This window comes from Alicyclobacillus pomorum DSM 14955, assembly GCF_000472905.1.
Classification (GTDB): Bacteria; Bacillota; Bacilli; order Alicyclobacillales; family Alicyclobacillaceae; genus Alicyclobacillus_A; species Alicyclobacillus_A pomorum.
Window position 1 is genome coordinate 57,686 of sequence record NZ_AXAR01000006.1, and the last position, 17,635, is coordinate 75,320.

Below are 17,635 nucleotides of genomic sequence, written 5' to 3' on the forward strand. Positions count from 1 at the left end.
ATATCTACACGGGTTCCTATTGCATGTTCTTCAGGCGTGCCTGAATGTCGCGTTGTTGTGCCTCAAATCCTGGCTTCCCAAGCAGTGCAAACATGTTGACCTTGTACGCCTCGACACCCGGTTGGTTGAACGGATTCACACCGAGCAGCAGGCCGCTCATTGCACAGGCCAGCTCAAAGAAGTAGAACAGTTGTCCGAGCGCTCTTTCTGTTTGCTCTGGCACGGTGACCAACAAGTTCGGGACTTGCCCGTCCGCATGTGCAAGTTGCGTAGCAATTCGGGCGGTGTCGTTCACCCACGACAGTGGCTTTCCGGCCAAGTACTCCAACCCGTCGTCGACCTGCGCGTCGGACGGCAACGTGAGTTCAACCGACGGCTGCTGGATCTGAACGACCGTTTCAAACAGGTTGCGGTACCCTTCCTGCACGTATTGCCCCAGCGAATGCAAATCCGTGGTATACGCCACCGAAGACGGATAAATGCCCTTGAGGTCCTTGCCTTCGCTTTCGCCGAACAACTGCTTCCACCACTCCGCAAACATCTTCAGAGATGGTTCGTAGTAAGCCAGCACTTCCGTGGTTTTTCCTTTGCGATACAGGGCATTGCGAACCGCAGCGTAGCGGTACGCCGGGTTATCTGTGAGGGACGACGTGTTGAGCCTTTGCTCTTCCTCTGCGGCCCCCTGAAGCAGTTGTTTAATGTCCACGCCGACGGCTGCAAGCGGCAACAACCCCACAGGCGTCAGCACGGAGTACCGACCACCGACGTCATCCGGAATGACAAACGTCTTGTAACCTTCTTCATCCGCCAACTTTTTCAGCGCGCCCTTGGCCTGGTCTGTCGTGACGTAAATCCGCTTGCGCACTTCCTCGGGGCCGACGCGCTCCTGCAACCATGCGCGCAAAATCCGAAATGCCACCGCTGGTTCCGTCGTCGTTCCAGACTTGGAGATGACGTTCAGGCAAATCCGCTTGCCCTTGAGGATGGTGAGCAACTGGTGCAATGCCACCGGACTGAGGTGATTGCCAGCGAAGTACAGCTCCGGTCCGCCGCGCAATTCTTGCGGCAGCTGGTTGTAGTATTCAGGCTTCGCCCACTCGAACGCTGCGCGAGCCCCTAGGTACGATCCGCCAATGCCAATGACCACGAGGGCGTCCGCTTGTTGGCGAATTTCAGCTGCCGCTTCGAGAATATCGTCGAGGCCCTTTTGCAGCGTTTGGCTCGGCAGGTGAAGCCAACCGAGGAAATCCCCGCCGGGGACGCTTCCTTCATGCAAGCGCCGATGCGCATCATCGACAAACGGCTGCAACTGGAGCCATTCGTCGTCTTTGACGTAGTCCTTGGCAAACTGAACATTGAGATCAATCACAATGACGTCGCTCCTTTCTTTGTCAACAAACATCCCATGTCGGAAGTGCCGGCCATGTCACTGCACCACCGAAAGGTGGCTAGTATCAGTCGTAGCACAAGTTGGCAAACGATACAAATGCCAGCGCCAGTCACGCCAACCTCGGCAAAAACCACCCAGCCAATGCGTACAGTACCGTCGACGCGCCCGCGACGTACAAGGCGGGTTTTAACTTGTACCGGGCGTAGTTCATCACCGGCAGTTTCATAACCGTGGCCATGGCGACGGTACCATCGCTCAGTGGCGACGCAAAGCCGCCGAACGTTCCGCTCGCAAACACAGCTCCCGCAATCAGCGGCACGGACGCACCCGTCCCAGCAGCGAGTGAAAAACCGAGTGGCAGCAGCATGCCCCACGTCCCGAATGAACTGCCGATGACGTACGACAGCACGCACCCGAACGCAAAGAGAACCGGCGCAATCAACGCGGGTGGAACCAAGTGCCCAATCGTTCGTTCGGTGAACTCGGTAAAGCCGAGATCATTCGACACCGCCGAGACGGCCCAGACCAGGCCCAACAGGACAATGACGTTCATCATTTCGTTTCCGCCAGCAATGACGCCAAACAGCGTTCTTTGTATGGGCTGACGCTGCACTGCGTACCAGATGAGACTGGCGAGGAGTGTAACGAGCAGGGCCTGCAACATGGCCCTGGCTGAATCCGCCACCGCCATCGCCTGCCAAAAACCCGTCGCGTGTTGGTGCCCGCTCCACCAGGTGAAAAATAATGTCAGGGTGAGGAGCAGCACAATCGGCACGGCGAGGTTGGACAGCTTCGGAGGCACATGTTCTGACAGGACCTCCACCGGATCGACGTATTCGTCCTCTTTTGGCGCTTTCTTCGACGCCTGGGTCGGCGTTGGACTCAGTTCCGTCGAAGCCTCCATTTGCGCCAACTGGGACGTCAGGCGCAATCTCGTCTCCGTCGACATGGCGGAGGCGTGTCGGTTCGAGACGGCGCGGGTCGATACCTCCTGTTTTCGCGATGGCGCAAATGTGGTGTACAACCCGTACGCCAACATCAGCAGCGCAAAGAAGTTCAGCGGGAGGCTGAGAAGAAACACGTGGAACGCCGACCCCGCCAGTTCATGGTGTCGCGCAGAAGTACTGATGAGCCCGACCATATAGCCGACAAATGCCGTGCCTATGGGCACCAAAGCGCAGAGCGGCGTGGACGTCACATCAATGATGAACGCGACCCGTTCTGGAGAGATGCGCAGTCGAGAAAACACTTCCTTCATGACGGGCGCCACAGTGATAATCCGGAAGTCTGGCGCCATGAACGTGGCCGCAGACGACAGCCAGGTGACCGCAAACGCGCCCTTGGCGGATTGGACACGCTCCGACATCCAGTGTGCAAATCCGCTCACCCCGCCGGTCACGCGCACAAGTCCCACAAACGCGCCAAAACCGTACAGAAATACGACCAACCGCAGGTTGTCGGGGACTGCCAGTTCCTTCAGTATGTAGTTCAGCGTGGCATCCACACCGCCCAGAAGAGACGGATGGAGCATGTACGCACCCACCAACAGCCCTGCCAGTAACCCGGGCAGGACTTGGCGCGTCCAGATGGCAACGGGAATGACAATGAGAAATGGAACAAGCGACCAGACGCTTCCGTACACGGAAAGACTCCTTTCCTGGTGATGCTGCCAAGGACAGTCTTTCCATAACGTGCGTCTGCATCGCGGGATTCATACGGGACAACGCGGAAATCCTCAAGACAGTCTAGGGCCGGGCGAAGAATCCCACAGGGGACGCTCCACTCGACCCGCGCACCGCGCAAACATCGGTTGCCCACCCAATTACCCGTATCTATCAATCAGTCCATCTTTTTGGAAAACATGTTGACACCAAACGCTTGCGGCAGCAAGTAGACACCTGCAATGCCTACCAGCACGTAGACAATCCGGCTCACCAACGCGTCAGATCCGCCACATAACGCTGCCACGACGTCGAACTGAAAGAAGCCGACCAACAACCAGTTGAGAGCCCCTATCAAGACGAGCCACCAGGCCGCTTTCTCGAGCACCGCCAATCCCCTCCTCACCGTCCGGCTTGAGGTGTCAGTGCCACCCCGGCGCCCACATGGTCCTCGGTAGACGCCCCTGATGAGCGGACGCCCCTACTCGTACATATGTGCGAGGGATTTGCAAAATGCCACGGAGTGCGTTGCGATGTTACGAATCGCTGACCCCGGCTTAGACCCGCCGTGCTTGTTCCATTTTGGAAATCGCCGACAGGACGTCTTCGGCCCTGCGGACAGCGACGTGCCCCTGATGGCGGCCTGGAATGGCCGGATCTGGAACGTACCAGAGCGCGTCCATGCCGAACACTCTGGCGCCTTCATAGTCCGCGCGATAATTGTCCCCCACCATCAGCGCCTCTCTGGCGCTGACCTGCAGCGCCTCGCACGCCGCTTGGTACACCATTGGATGGGGTTTGGCCTTTCCGACGTGCTCCGAGATAATGAGCGCAGACTCCGGGATAAACCGGTCAATGCCGGCAATCGTCATCTTTCGCCACTGCAAATCGGGCGATCCGTTCGTGACCACCCCGAGTCTGTACTTCGCCGCCAACGCCTCCAACATCTCCGTCGTCCCGGGGTAGGCAATCACGGTCTCTTCGAGGGTGGACATGTACACGTCGTTAAACCGGTCTGCTTCGCTGTCCGTCTTCTCCACATTGTAGTCCTGCCAGGTGCGCAGAAAGCGAAGCCTGCGCAACTCAGTCATGGTGATTTCCCGTCTGTCGTACAAAGTCCACAAGGCTTCGTGGTGTGTGAGAAACCGAGGGATGAAATCCTCGGGAACCGCCCCGTTGTACATCTGTTTCACAGTCCTCTCGAGGCTGAGCTTGTGTTGAAGGTTGGTATCCACCAGCGTGTGATCCAAGTCGAAAAAGATAACCCTGTACTCTCCCATGTCATCCCCTCCTGTGCTTCCCTCATGGTACAACAGTCTCGAACACTATCGAACCTGTGCACGAAAAGAAAAGAAAGGCCAGAAGATCCCATTCGCAGAGACACCCTAGTGTACAATAGGTAGGTGATATGATATCGGCACTGTCCATGACAAGAGGAGTGACATGCACGCATGTCCCGTCATGCATTTGTGAACGTCGTCGCAGGCATCCAGTGGCTCGGGTTCATGTTTGCCAACACCGTCGTGATTCCGTTGTCTGTCGGTACGGCGTTCCACCAAACGCCCGAAGCCATCGCTGGTGCCATGGCGAGGTCGTTTTTGATCACGGGCCTCGCCTGTTTAATTCAGGTTTTCTTTGGACATCGGTTCCCCCTGATGGAAGGACAATCCGGCATGTGGTGGGGCGTCATTCTCGGACTCGTACAGTTGGGGACGGCGTCCGGTATCCCGATGGTCATGCTCGGCGGAAGTGTCAGTGTCGGAATCTTTCTCGGCGGCCTCGTTGTGATGGTCTGTGGCGCGTTGGGGATGCACCGGGTGTTGAATCGGCTGTTCACACCGGTCGTGATGGCGGTACTGCTGTTCCTGTTAGCAGCCCAATTGATAGACATCTTCTTCAAAGGCATGATGGGGGTGTCGCAGTACGGGCACATCCAAAGCCCAGTTGCCCTCTTGTCCATTGGCTTGGTGGTGCTGGTCAGCGCGTTGACCATTTGGGGAAGAGGTCTGCTCAGCAACTTCTCGATTCTCATCGGCCTGGCCACGGGGTGGATTGCCTACGTTCTGCAATTTGGGGCAGGCACAGCGATGGTGCAGCCCAAGTGGCAAGACATCGCTCAGGCATTCTCCTGGGGAGCCCCTCACTTTCAACGAGGTATCCTCGTCACGTGCATGGTCACAGCCCTTTTGAACACCACCAACACGGTCGCAACGCTGCGCGCGGCCGAGCCGTTGTTCCATCAACCGCTGTCAGCCAGTGATTATCAACGGTCACTCGTCCTATCAGGACTATTTACAGCAGTCTCAGGTCCGCTTACGCTTGTGCCGTACGCGCCGTACACGTCATCCATCGGATTCTTGCGGACAACGCGGCTCTTCTCTCGCACACCGTTTATCATTGGCGCGGCGATGTTCACCCTGTTCGGCTTCATCCCCCCGCTGTCCGGCTTTTTCTCCACGCTGCCCATCAGCGTCGGCGACGCCGTGTTGTTTGTCGCTTACCTTCAGCTGTTTGGATCCGCATTGAACAATCTGGACGGACTGACGTTCGACTTTCGCAGTATCTTTCGGATTGCGTTGCCCATTCTCGTCGGCCTCGCCATTCAGAGCATGCCGTCGGATGATTTTTCCACGTTGCCCGGATACGTGCAACCGCTCCTCGGCAACGGCATGTTAATGGGTATTCTCCTCTCCATCGTCCTCGAGACCTTTCCCTGGGAAAAGATGAAACAGGCCTCCGCGTAACGTAGCGATAGGCCTGCTGTATCCTGTTTCAGAATGGAGTTATCCTGCCATGACGAGCTCAGCTTGCATCCGAGTCCTTGGAGTTCCAGTCCACGTGCCGTTCCACCACGTGCTTGCCCGACGCCGTATTCACAGTCAGGCGCACAGTGTTTGTCTCTTCGTTCAGTACCGCGTCACCGAGTATGGTGTTTTTGCCCGTTCCGGGAATATCGTATTCGGCTGTGAGAATGGTACCTCCATCGAGCTGGTGGTAATGGTTCAACAAGTCGAGCAACTCATTGGCGATTTGGCTGTCCGGAGGCGCCTTGTTCAGGTGGACAACGCAAAAATCTTGCTGCATTCCGGACTCATCGTCCGCAATTTCTGCGTGCCCAATCCTGTGATCCACCACATACTGCGGAAACTCACTGCTGGTGGTCGCCCGAACATTCAGGGCCTGCAACGTGAGATGAGCAAATGTCCCCCCCAGAGCCAATACCACTGCCAATCCTGCGAGGAAGTACAAGCGGTTGCGGCGAACCCGGCGCGCGTCGTCCGTCGCGTGATTGATGGCTTTCTCCATGTCCCACCCCGATATGAAATGCCGTACGTGCTTATCAGCGATTTGCAAAACGCAACCCTCATCTATGTGTGCTCAACCACTCGAGTGGAATTTTGCAAATCGCCCTTATTTCATACATTACCGAATATTCAAAGCTCAATCAATCGTTCGTGACACAAACCTCCAAGCTCACGCATACCGAGATGAGCAAATGTTGCATCTGGTGTGTCACCGTGACACACTGGTATCACGGAGATCACTCTGGGGGGATGAACATGGTCACCATACAATCCGAGGCGCAGTTGGACGAGGTGCTTGGAAGTCACGCGGGAGAAGACCTCGTCATCTTCAAACACAGCACGCAATGTCCCATCAGCGCGGCTGCCTACGACGAGGTTGTCAAGTTTGAAAAGGGGAGTAACGCGCCCGTCTATATGATTCGCGTCATTGAGGAGCGTCCTGTGTCGAACTACTTTGCGTCGACTTACGGCGTCAAACACGAGTCACCACAGGCCATTGTCCTCCGCGACGGCAAGGTGCGCTGGCACGCATCACATTGGAACATCACGGAGCAGGCGTTACAAGGCGCGTTGGCATAACGCGCCTTTGCCACATAACGATTCACCGTCGGTCAACGCGGCTACAAGTCAACCCCCCAGATGCACCTGATGCATCGCGTTCGACGACTTCTGCAGGCGACCAAACACAAAGAAACAGAGAATGGGTAAGATGGTGAGTGCGCAGATCACCATGAGCAATACTGTTATCGAGGTGCGGTCGTATAAGACGCCGCCAAAAACCGGTCCTATCATGCGGCCGAGCGTTGCACAGCTCGCGACCAAACCTTGCAACGTGCCAAGCCGGTGCTCCGGTGCCAGGACGGCCACTGCAGAGGGAATCGCTGGCCACACAAACAGCTCTCCCGCCGTCATTACCACCATGGCGGCCACAAACACCGGATATGCATGCCCGACCAACAGCAACAAGTACGCCAGAGCGTACAACGCGGTCCCTAAGATCATTTGCGTACTCAGGGCTTGTAGCCGCCGAACCACCTTAGATATGAGCGGTTGCGCCACGAAGATGAGCAGTCCGTTCAAGGTCCAGAGCACGCTGTACGAAGCCAGTGGATAACCTAATGATTTCATATAGACCGAGATGGTACTTTGCCACTGTACGTAAATCCCCCAGGCCAAGATGTACCCGACAAACAATACGCCAATCGGAACCCAAGGCACCTTCGGCAACATGCTTGCCGGCACGTCTCCATGGGAGTCGGCCTCAGCCTGCTGATTGCGCCGCGAAGCCACAGCGGCAAACGGCTGTTGCAATACCGTCAGGATAAGTAGGATGAGTATCAAGTACGCCACACTAATTCCGATGAACACCGACAGGAACGATATTTGAGCCAGCACGCCGCCAATCGCAGTCCCGACGGCGACGCCGAGGTTGTTGGCGACGTACAGAAAGTTAAACGTCCTCCGTCCGCCCTCCGGCCAAGCGTGTCCCGCCAGTGCGTTCATGACGGGAAACGGAATCGCGCACGTGGTGCCGAACACAGCCATGACGGCAATGTACAGGTACCAGTCGGGCGAAAAGACGGGAACCAGAATCACCACCGCCGATAACATCAATCCGAGGAGCAGTACTGGTGTCGCACCAAAGCGGTCGTACATGCGCCCACCGATATAACTTCCGATGAACCCAGCCGCGGAATACACCATGAGCACCAAGCTCGCCACCGTCAGTGGCTGATGTAGCACGGAGTGAATATAGATGGCGTTCACCGGCCAGAGCAGAGACAGGCCTCCCACGTTCAGAAAACACCCGAGTCCGAGCATCCAGACGATGAACGGGTAATCCTGTTTTACGTTTCGAACCGCATTCAGAGCCGATTTCACACACCATCACCGCTTCTGCATCAGTCGCAAACATGAGAAAGATACGCACGGTAAAATTGCTGCAAATCTCTGAGGGCAATGTGCGTGGCCTCGCTGGCCGAAGCGCCCTGAAACAGCCCAGGCAGGCATTCACGAAGCGTGGTGGACGTCGAAGCGTCCACGCGGTACGGATTGCCCGCCTCCTCGTAAAAGCGATTGATGAGCCCCGTCGCCCACTCCATGTCCACATCAACGACAATACAGGCGTGGGCCAAGATGTACCCTGGGCGCGCGGACTTCATGCCGGCCAGTCCGCCCCTCCACGCCTGGGCCGTACCAACCAACTTCTGCTCATTGACCAGGACGTTGTACTTGCCGTCACAATAACTGCCAGGCAACTCTCCGGTCGTGGCACGACAGCCGTGCGTGCCCAGCCACTCGATGATAGGGCCGCATAACATCCGATAATAATCATCGGTCGTGACGGTGTACGGCAGCCTCGGGAAGAGATACGATACATGCAAGACCCCTTCTCCCTGGGGAACAGCCGTCCCTCCCGTTTGCCGCACAACCACACTGTATCCGTCCTGTATGAGGGATTGCATCGCACGCTGGCCAGCCTCTGTGGCAACATCCTTGCGACTCACACCGATGCCACGGTGTTTGGCCGCCCGCCACAGTCGAATCAATGGTGGGCGTCGGCCGGAGGCGACGTCTGTGCCGAGCTGCGGATCTAAGTCCATGTTTGCTTGTGGATGTTCCACGTCGTCTATCCACTCGATCTCGAGCCTTGCGGGCCACGGTAGTACCAGCGTCACAGGCGTTCCCTCCTCATCCCCTAAGTCCATAGGACTCATCCGCGTTGTCCATACCCTTGAAACTTCTCCATCACTTCTGCAATCTGCGAAGGCGTGAGCACCTGCGGGCCTCCGAGTCCTTTTGCCAGGTACTGCAACTGTGCGAGATACTCTACCGCCTCTGCGTGATAGTACGCTTCCTCGAGGTCCTTTCCGAGCGCCAGCACACCGTGGTTGGCCAACAGCGCCACCTTCACGGTTTGTAGTGCCTCTGCGGCGGCTTGTGCGAGCGCTTCGGTACCGTAGGTGAAGTAGGGCACCACAGGAATGTGATCTCCCATGGTGGCAATCACGTAATGCACCGCTTCAATCGACTGACCGGCGACAGCAAACGCGGTCGCGTACAGCGAATGTGTATGTACAATGCCGTGGATGTCAGATCTCCTCGCATACACTTCCGTATGCATCGGCGTCTCTGAAGACGGCTTCAAGTGCCCAGAGACGACGCGCCGCGTGTGAATGTCGACCACGACAATATCGTCTTCACACAGACGGTCGTACGGGACGCCGGTTGGCGTGATGGCGATGGTCTTGTCATCCAATCGCGCACTGACGTTTCCCGCAGTTCCAAGCGCTAGCGCTGCATTTGCCATGCGCTGTGCCACTTGGCAAACCAGCTTCCTCACATCAGCCATGACGGATTCCACCTCATTCTACATGTTACAAAAAGTGAGCATAAAAAAGGAACCTCATTCAGAACAAGTCTCTGACTGAGGTTCCAAACTGTGGATGACCAGTAATACACCAACTTACGCCAGTGGGTTAACCGCACCCGTGTACCGCGGCCCCCAGTAGTACGGGTTGTTCAGGTTTTGGATTACCACACCGTGTGACGAAGTAGCTGACAGGAACTGGCCATTGCCCACGTAAATGCCGACGTGAGAATCCGGGCTACCAGTGGTGTTGAAAAACACAAGGTCTCCAGGTTGGAGATTGGATTTGCTCACCGAAGGGCCAGCCTGGGCCTGAGCATAGGAAGTCCGAGGCAGCGACACATTGAAATGGCCGTAAACCTTTTGAACCAAACCCGAGCAGTCAAAGCCCGCCGCGGACGTTCCGCCCCATTGGTACGGCGTACCGATAAACTTTTCTGCGTACGCTACGACTTCAGAGCCGGTAACGGAAGATTGCGCAGGTGCAGCATACGAGCGTACTGCGGGCGCCATCTCAGCCGCAGCATAGACTTTCCGCGCAGAAGATGTAGAGCTCGAGACGACAGGTTTCACAGGTGCGACGTGCGAACGCACTGTATCCTCGACATGAGCCGTACGGGACACGTTCCGCGTGGTAGATGTCTCACTAGGGACGGCATGTTTTACGCCTGTGACGTGCGAACGCACTGCATGCGCGACATGAACCGCGCGAGACACGTTCCGCGTGGTGGATGTCTCACTTGTCACGGTATGTTTCGTGCCTGTGACGTGAGAATGCACTTGAGGCACGACGTGAGCCGCACGAGACACGCTCCGCGCAGTGTACGTTTCGCTTGTACTACTCTCGCTCTCACCGAGCCACAACGTCGTTCCAGCGTAAATCAGATTTGGGTTTGTCAAGTGGTTCCAACGGATGATATCGGCCTCTGATACGTCGTACGTACGGGAAATCTTCCAAACGGAATCTCCTGGCTTTACCCAATATGGTGTTGCCAACTGGAGGATTTGTCCGGGGTACAATAGACTAGACTTCGCGTTGTTGATGGCCTCGAGGACGGCCAGTGGTTGATGCTGTGCACGCGCAATCTTGGAATACGTGTCCCCCGACTTCACCTTGTAGGTGGTGTTGGCAAAGGCAGTTGAGGACATGGCGGCCATAGCAAAGACACTGCTAGCTGTGGCAGCAAGCCACTGTTTTTTGAACATGCACTACAACAATCCCTTCTACGTCCTACGGGGTTAGTTGACGGGTTCGGGTAGAAGGTGCCCTACGCGAAAACATTCGCGATTCACCCCATGATAAATAAGTCCCCCGCTCTTTCGATTCGGACTTCTTTGATTTTCATCTATCACCGCGCTTGGCCAAGCGGTACCTGTTTATCCACGAGTTTATGAAGCAATTTGCACATCCGCAATGCAAAATTGTTTACATGGTGGTAAATCCATTCCATATTCGTCCACATTTTATGAAAAGATCATTCTATTGTAAGATTTTGTCTGCCTTTGATTTGAATCCACCGCCCCCATAACACAGAGCAGCCCACGCCGAACAACACCGCCAGACACGGCATCATGGGGTATCGAAACCTGTCCCAAGCCGGGAAAAAGAAGAACAGCGCTGTATTGTACGCAACGTACAGCAGCGGAAACCACCACACGGGTCGTACCTGTACCTTGCCCCGCGCAACCACCCACAATCCGAAGACAGCGAGCGCCATCCAGACGTAGTACGCCACCGTGTTGCACACTTCCGCGGCGAGAAGCTGCCCAGCAGACCACGCGGGTCGTAATTGACCGAACGTGACACCGACGACGTTGGTGTCCTGCCAATACAAGAAAAACCACTTGGCGAAGCCGTGCACGATGGTAGACATCGGGTGATGCAGGATGTACGACAGCGCGACGTGCATCCCCACCTTGTTCTCCAGGAAATCATCTTGCTGGTACGGAAGCAGCGGATTCACCCTCGGATCCCAAGACCAAAAATACACGCCATCCGCCTTGGTCCCTTGCCAGAGGTCCACGCCGCCATTGGTGGAGACGAGGATGAAGTGATGCATCGTCATCCAGTTGCGCACGGTGGCGGGCAGGATCCCGAGAACCAGTGCAACCGTGAATATTGCCGTCACCAACACGGTTTGCCGCCACGACTGGCGCGCTATCCAGCGTTCGTACACCAGTACGCCAATCGGAAACAACATCGCAATGGGTCGGACCATGCACGCAATGCCGAGGACCGCCCCAGACAACGCCACCAACAGCAACCGCTTGCGCATCGCGTGAAGCGAGAACACCCAAAGGCTCAACATGAGTAGAAAGGTGTATAACTCCTCAGAACCAAGCACTGCATTCCACTCGATATGACTCGGCAACAGGGTGTACCCCAGTGCCGCGACAAACGCCGTGCGGGGCGATTGAACCACGGTATAAGTCAAAGCGTACACAAGCACAGCAACGCCTGTACTGAGCAGCGCGTTTGCGATGAGGCCAATCTCCACGGAAGGGCCGAACAGGCGGAACAAAGCGGCCAGGAAAAACGGATACCCCATCGGCCAGTACGCCGTGTAGTGCCCGTACCAGACGTATCCTTGGCCGTGAAGAATCTGCACCGCGTGCGTGTAATACCACTGAAAATCGTAGAGCTGTGGCGGATGCACAAAGCAGAGCCAAAGCCCTCGAATCACAAGATTTACCGCAATCAACACGGTTAGCCATCGCCCATGCGGCCACTGTTGCGGACTGTTGAACGACGATGAGATGGTAGACGCTTTCGTCACTACTTCGGCCTCCTGTCTTTCGACGCAAACCATTGCCGCAAATACGTGCAAAACTGCGCAGCGCACGCCGGAATAATGCTGTCTTTGCGCATGGCGAGCGTAATCGTTCGCGCTCCGAGTTGAGCATCCTCCAGCTGAATGACGCGTAAGCGCCCCTGCCCCACGTCATCCATTGCGGAGGAGCGAGGTAGACAGGAAATCCCCACACCGTGCTGCACCAGGCGGCTGATGCTCTCCAAGCTGTCCGTTTCCATGGCAATCGTGAGTGGCAAGTCTCGTTCCGCCGTAATGTCCGCCAACATTTTGCGGAGACCAGACCCTTGTTTCATCAAGACAAACGGGTATTGCACAGCTTCCTCCAAGGTGACGCTACCTCGCTCTGCCAGTGGATGTGTCGGAGCCGCCACCAGCAACAGGTCATCTTCGAGAAGCGGCGTGCCTAGCAGTTCTCCTTCTTGGTCTTGGAATGTGGTGACAATGCCGACATCCACCTCCCGTTGCATCAAAGCATCTAATGTTTCTTTGGAGGATCCGGTCCGCACATAAAATGTCACGCCCGGATGCTGTTCTCTGAATAGCGCAAGCAGCGGTGGCAGAAGGTAGATGGAGGGAGTCAGGCCCGCACCCAAATACACGTTGCCCACTTCCGGATCTGTGAAGCTGTTCAATTCGTCTCGCATTTTCTCAGCAAGTGCCAAGTGCCGCTTTGCGTAGCGATACACCAATTCGCCCGCGCGGTTCAGTACCAGTTTCTTGCCAATGCGGTCGAACAGAGGCATACCGCACTGTTGTTCAAGTTGTTGCACGTGGCGGCTGACCGTCGGTTGCGTCAAGTGCATGGTCGCCGCGGCCTTGACCAGCGTCTCTTGCTCAACAATGTGAACGAACGTCTCAAGCAATTGAAACATCCCTACACCCCCAAGGCGAAGATATATACGAAATCCGTATACATCGTATGCGACAAATCAATTTTACACATAGATACGGTCGTCATACACTAATGAATGTGATCAACTTTTCCAGCTCGGTGCTGTTGGGAAATGTGAACGAAATATTGAGATGAGTTTGAATTGAGGAGGGTGCGCATATGGTGCATGCAGTGGTTGGCGCACAGTTCGGCGACGAGGGCAAAGGAAAGATGGTGGATTACTTCGCCGTCGAGGCGGATATGGTCATCCGTTACCAAGGCGGTGGGAACGCTGGACATACCATCGTCAACGACTTCGGCAAGTTTGCCCTACATCTTGTCCCATCCGGGATCTTCAACCCATCGACGGTATGTGTACTCGGCGCTGGTGTTGTCATTCACCCGGCAAATTTGGTGAAAGAGCTCAAGACGCTGCAGGACGCTGGTATCGCCATCGACAATCTGGTGATCTCCGAACGCGCCCATATGGTGCTGCCCTATCATATCTGGCAAGACCAGTACGAAGAGCAAACCCGGTCCAAGAAAGTCGGGACCACCTTACAAGGCATCGGTCCTGCCTACCAAGACAAGACCGGTCGCTTCGGACTGCAGATTGGTGAAATGAAAGATCTGGAACGGTTCCGCGAGCGTCTGAAGGGCGCGTTTGACCTCAAGTTGCGGCGGATGCCCGGGATGGAAGAGGTCAGCGGATCGTTTGAGGAGATGTGGAACGAATTGATGGCAGCGCGCGAAGTACTGCTGCCATACATCAAGGATACGATTCCGTTGGTACGCGACGCGGTACAGGCAGGCAAACACGTACTCCTTGAGGGCCAACTCGGCGTCATGCGCGATCTCGACTGGGGCGTCTACCCGTTTGTCACCTCCTCCAACCCGATTTCCGGAGCAACGTCCGTGGGTGCCGGCATTCCGCCAACGGCCATCAAGCGCGTGACGGGCATCACGAAAGCGTACACCACCGCCGTGGGCGAGGGGCCGTTCCCGACGATGCTCGACAACGAAATCGGCGACTATCTGCGGGAGAAAGGCCATGAATACGGTGCAACCACGGGCCGCAAGCGTACATGCGGTTGGCTGGACCTGCCGACACTCAGATACGGAACGTGGCTCAACGGATACACAGAGCTGGCGCTCATGAAATTGGACGTCTTGAGCGGGCTCAAGGAAGTGGCCGTTTGCACGGGATATGAACTGCACGGCACTGTGCACGACATGCCACTGCTCGCGCACGAAATGGAGCAGGTGAAGCCCGTGTACCAGACCTTGCCTGGTTGGGACGAGGACCTGTCGGATATCACGTCGTACGATGCGCTGCCGGCAAACGCGCAGGCATTCATCGCCTACGTGGAAAAAGCGGTCGGCGTGCCCATCAAGTACGTGTCGGTGGGGCCAGATAGGAAGCAAACGATTGTGCGGTAAATGGAGTCTGCGGCCTAGACCGTAATGCTGTAATCCCACTGTCTAAGAGGCGCAAGATGACAAAGAAGCACCGGGCAAAAGTCCCATTTTGCCGGTGCTTCCCGTCAGCCTCTCCGATTCAAACGGAGTTCGGTGACAAACAGTGTCATGGTTTCCTCGACACTTATGCCGGGTTTTCAATTGCTTCAATCACTTTTTCCGCGGTGCTCTTGCTGGACATCGGATTTTGCCCCGTCACCAAGTTTCCATCGCGAACCGAGAAGTCAGCCCATTTTTCGCCGCAAACAAATTCCGCGCCTTGTTCACGCAACTTGGTTTCCAGCAAAAACGGCATGTGCTCTTCCAAACCGGTTTCCTTTTCTTCGGCGTTCGTAAAGCAATTGACCTTTTTGCCCTTCACGAGCGGTGTACCGTCCTGGTATGTCACATTGACCAGACCGGCCGGGCCATGGCAAACCGCTCCAATGACTTTTCCATCCTCGGCAAATTGCTGCAATACGTATTGCAAGGTCTCGTTGTCCGGAAAATCAAACATGGTGCCATGCCCACCGGGGAGGAAAATTGCGTCAAACCCTTTTGCATCATCCTTGCTCAGTGGCACCGTGTGTTTTAACTCCTCTTCCGCAGCTTGCCATTCCGATTTCTTCTCTTCCGGCACACTGTTGGGATCCAGCGCAACCTCCCCACCTTGGATGCTGGTCACTTTCACGTCATACCCTTTGTCTTTAAACACCTGATAAGGTACGGCAAACTCTTCCAACCAAAGTCCGGTTTTGTGATCCTCCGTAATCTTCGTGTGGTTGGTCACGACCATCAGAATGCGCTTTGTCTTGGACATTGCCGATACCTCCTTGTTTTTCGATTGAATCCGTGATGCGGTTGGATTCAATCGGTGATGGTTCATCCGCGTTCCTCGATTATATTTTATACAAGTCGCTTTAGAATTTGAAGCAACCTATATGTTGTTCCATGTTGGTCACAACACTGTCGGTTTATTGTACAGCTGCTCGAGCTCGGATTTCTTGCAGTTCGCCTGTTGTATTGAGTTTGGCTTTCATCGCGAAGTAGTAGATCACAGCTGGCAATATCAAGGCCACCATCCATGCGATGTCCACGTGACCTAACGCTTTGGAGATTGGCCCTTCGTATACACCGTCTACGTGCATGAACGGAATCTGTGCAACGATGGTGACGAGGTACGTACCAATACAGGTCCAATTGAACTTTCCATACTGGCCGTTCACATCGAAAATGTCCTTGACACTGTAGTTTCCGTGGCGGAGCAGGTAGTAGTCAACCAAGTTAATCGCGCTCCACGGCACCATGATGTACTGGAGCAACAACATGAAGTCGTTCATGATGGTAATGAGACTTCCTTGTCCGACAATCCCAATCCATGTTCCAATGGCATCGACGATGGCCAAGATGACAAACCGCATCGTCGGCGTGACCTTGATCTTTGTGAACGGTTCGATGGTCGTGACTGTCGCCATGAACGCGCAGTACAGGTTCAGCACGTTGACGCCGAGGATCCCCAGGACGATGACCATGTAAACCACGGGTTCTAAACCGTGACCCACCATCTGTGCAAGGAATCCAGTCGGATCTTGACCGAATTTAGATGAAGCCGCGACCAAGATTACGCCTAACCCCATCGCCCATCCAGTGCCGAGAACGCCACCAGCGTACGTCCATCCAAACGTCGCCCACGGCGATGTGTTGCGAGGCAAGTATCGCGAGTAGTCTGCGACGTACGGTGCGTACGTGAGCAACCACGTCGCACAAATACTCAGAGCCATCAAGAACGGTCCGAACTTAAACCCGGACGCAGACCAGCTATTTGCCGGCAATGGCAGGCGAAATGCGTCAACAGTGATGAGAACGAACACGATGCCGAACAGGATGGCGAAGTATTTTTCGACGGCGTGAATGAGGTCGTAACCGTACGTTGTGACAATGAGGGTAACGCCGTTGAGAACAATCATCGCCAACCATACTGGAATGTGGGGCATGGCGCTATGAATCGCTTGAGCGCCGAGTAGGCCACTGTAGTAGACGGATCCAATGTACATGACCATGACGAGCATCAGTGGCAAGATGGCGCCAATGACACCGAATTGCGCGCGACTTTGAATCATCTGCGGGATGCCGAGCTTCGGCCCTTGGGCGGAGTGTGTCGCCATGAACACCCCGCCGATTAGATTGCCGAGCACGACGGCGACGAGTGCCCAGAATACGTTGAGGCCGAGTGAGATGGCCACCGCGCCTGTCATGACCGGCGTGAGTTGCATGTTGCTGCTGAACCAGATGTTAAACAGGTCTCGTGCTTTACCGTGACGCTCTGAATCCGGAATATAGTCGATGCTACGCTGTTCAACCTTCATTTACAGTACCCCCTTGTTGCATTCGGTCTATGATTTCAGTGCTCCACGTACGAAGTTGTGGATGTGGCGTAGGCCGTGTTCAATCAGGGAGGCATAAAAGTACACGTAAAAACGACTTTGGCGTACGTCGTTTATCAAGCACTGATTTTTATTGTATTTTCTACCTCTTTATCCCAGTGGACTATGAAACGATTCCACTTGGATATTCCGACGATGAAAGCACAAGGTAAATTCAGGGATATATGACGGAAGCAGATGGAGCTTCGTCGTCAACGACGGACGTGACTCGGCACGAAAACAGTAGACGTTATACCCACGACGTCAAACATATGTTCTCCTGACTGCTGGAGCTGAGCGAATGGAACAGCCGCAATTTGTAGAAGTTGTCTAAGTCCACTCGC

16 protein-coding genes and 1 riboswitch are annotated in these 17,635 nt (G+C 55.4%); of the genes, 3 read left to right on the top strand and 13 right to left on the bottom strand.

Going from position 1 to position 17,635, the window contains the following annotated elements:
- Positions 1–16: 16 nt before the first annotated feature.
- The 4 genes from YWK_RS0107755 to YWK_RS0107770 form a co-directional block, all read right to left on the bottom strand.
- On the bottom strand, positions 17–1,402 hold the full coding sequence (locus tag YWK_RS0107755) for a glucose-6-phosphate isomerase (protein WP_051375347.1): 1,386 nt from the start codon (positions 1,400–1,402) through the stop codon (positions 17–19).
- Positions 1,403–1,499: 97 nt separating this feature from the next.
- The gene (locus tag YWK_RS0107760; protein ID WP_026964353.1) at positions 1,500–3,032 is read right to left on the bottom strand and encodes a Na+/H+ antiporter NhaC family protein; all 1,533 of its coding nucleotides are present in this window, start codon (positions 3,030–3,032) and stop codon (positions 1,500–1,502) included.
- Positions 3,033–3,229: 197 nt separating this feature from the next.
- Positions 3,230–3,439, bottom strand: a complete 210-nt coding sequence (locus tag YWK_RS0107765) for a DUF378 domain-containing protein (RefSeq protein WP_342664235.1) — start codon at positions 3,437–3,439, stop codon at positions 3,230–3,232.
- Between the two features lie 169 nt (positions 3,440–3,608).
- Positions 3,609–4,331 carry an HAD family hydrolase gene (locus YWK_RS0107770; RefSeq protein ID WP_026964355.1) on the bottom strand — a complete coding sequence of 241 codons (723 nt, stop codon included), beginning with the start codon at positions 4,329–4,331 and terminating at the stop codon, positions 3,609–3,611.
- Positions 4,332–4,502: 171 nt separating this feature from the next.
- Between YWK_RS0107770 and YWK_RS0107775 the strand changes: the two genes are divergently transcribed.
- Positions 4,503–5,795, top strand: coding sequence for a uracil/xanthine transporter (locus tag YWK_RS0107775; RefSeq protein ID WP_026964356.1), 1,293 nt, complete (start codon positions 4,503–4,505; stop codon positions 5,793–5,795).
- A 58-nt stretch (positions 5,796–5,853) separates the two neighbouring features.
- Here the strand turns inward: YWK_RS0107775 and YWK_RS0107780 are convergent, their stop codons facing one another.
- Entirely contained in the window at positions 5,854–6,405 is a 552-nt protein-coding gene (locus tag YWK_RS0107780; RefSeq protein WP_026964357.1) for a hypothetical protein, read from the bottom strand.
- 206 nt (positions 6,406–6,611) lie between these two features.
- On the opposite strand from YWK_RS0107780, the gene ytxJ reads away from it, so the two are divergent.
- Positions 6,612–6,935, top strand: coding sequence for a bacillithiol system redox-active protein YtxJ (gene ytxJ / locus YWK_RS0107785; RefSeq protein WP_245578553.1), 324 nt, complete (start codon positions 6,612–6,614; stop codon positions 6,933–6,935).
- 48 nt (positions 6,936–6,983) lie between these two features.
- Here the strand turns inward: ytxJ and YWK_RS0107790 are convergent, their stop codons facing one another.
- From YWK_RS0107790 to YWK_RS18860, 6 genes are all read right to left on the bottom strand, one after another.
- Positions 6,984–8,237, bottom strand: a complete 1,254-nt coding sequence (locus YWK_RS0107790) for an MDR family MFS transporter (protein ID WP_051375348.1) — start codon at positions 8,235–8,237, stop codon at positions 6,984–6,986.
- 20 nt (positions 8,238–8,257) lie between these two features.
- Positions 8,258–9,034, bottom strand: coding sequence for a lipoate--protein ligase family protein (locus tag YWK_RS18845; protein ID WP_051375349.1), 777 nt, complete (start codon positions 9,032–9,034; stop codon positions 8,258–8,260).
- 35 nt (positions 9,035–9,069) lie between these two features.
- Positions 9,070–9,708, bottom strand: a complete 639-nt coding sequence (locus YWK_RS0107800) for a class II aldolase/adducin family protein (RefSeq protein WP_035466431.1) — start codon at positions 9,706–9,708, stop codon at positions 9,070–9,072.
- Positions 9,709–9,822: 114 nt separating this feature from the next.
- Positions 9,823–10,932, bottom strand: a complete 1,110-nt coding sequence (locus YWK_RS20905) for a C40 family peptidase (protein WP_026964361.1) — start codon at positions 10,930–10,932, stop codon at positions 9,823–9,825.
- Positions 10,933–10,939: 7 nt separating this feature from the next.
- Positions 10,940–11,067: riboswitch (cyclic di-AMP (ydaO/yuaA leader) on the bottom strand.
- 134 nt (positions 11,068–11,201) lie between these two features.
- Positions 11,202–12,503 (bottom strand): ArnT family glycosyltransferase, encoded by a 1,302-nt coding sequence (locus YWK_RS18855; RefSeq protein WP_051375350.1) that lies wholly within the window; start codon positions 12,501–12,503, stop codon positions 11,202–11,204.
- Positions 12,503–13,411 (bottom strand): LysR family transcriptional regulator, encoded by a 909-nt coding sequence (locus tag YWK_RS18860; protein WP_051375351.1) that lies wholly within the window; start codon positions 13,409–13,411, stop codon positions 12,503–12,505. Before YWK_RS18860 ends, YWK_RS18855 begins: the two co-directional genes overlap by 1 nt.
- A gap of 179 nt (positions 13,412–13,590) precedes the next feature.
- Here YWK_RS18860 and YWK_RS0107820 point away from each other — a divergent pair, with 179 nt between their 5' ends.
- The gene (locus tag YWK_RS0107820) at positions 13,591–14,850 is read left to right on the top strand and encodes an adenylosuccinate synthase (RefSeq protein ID WP_026964362.1); all 1,260 of its coding nucleotides are present in this window, start codon (positions 13,591–13,593) and stop codon (positions 14,848–14,850) included.
- A 163-nt stretch (positions 14,851–15,013) separates the two neighbouring features.
- Here the strand turns inward: YWK_RS0107820 and YWK_RS0107825 are convergent, their stop codons facing one another.
- A complete protein-coding gene (locus tag YWK_RS0107825) occupies positions 15,014–15,688 on the bottom strand; it encodes a type 1 glutamine amidotransferase domain-containing protein (protein ID WP_026964363.1) in 675 nt (224 codons plus the stop codon).
- Positions 15,689–15,842: 154 nt separating this feature from the next.
- Positions 15,843–17,234, bottom strand: a complete 1,392-nt coding sequence (locus YWK_RS0107830; RefSeq protein ID WP_026964364.1) for a purine-cytosine permease family protein — start codon at positions 17,232–17,234, stop codon at positions 15,843–15,845.
- Positions 17,235–17,635 lie beyond the last annotated feature (401 nt).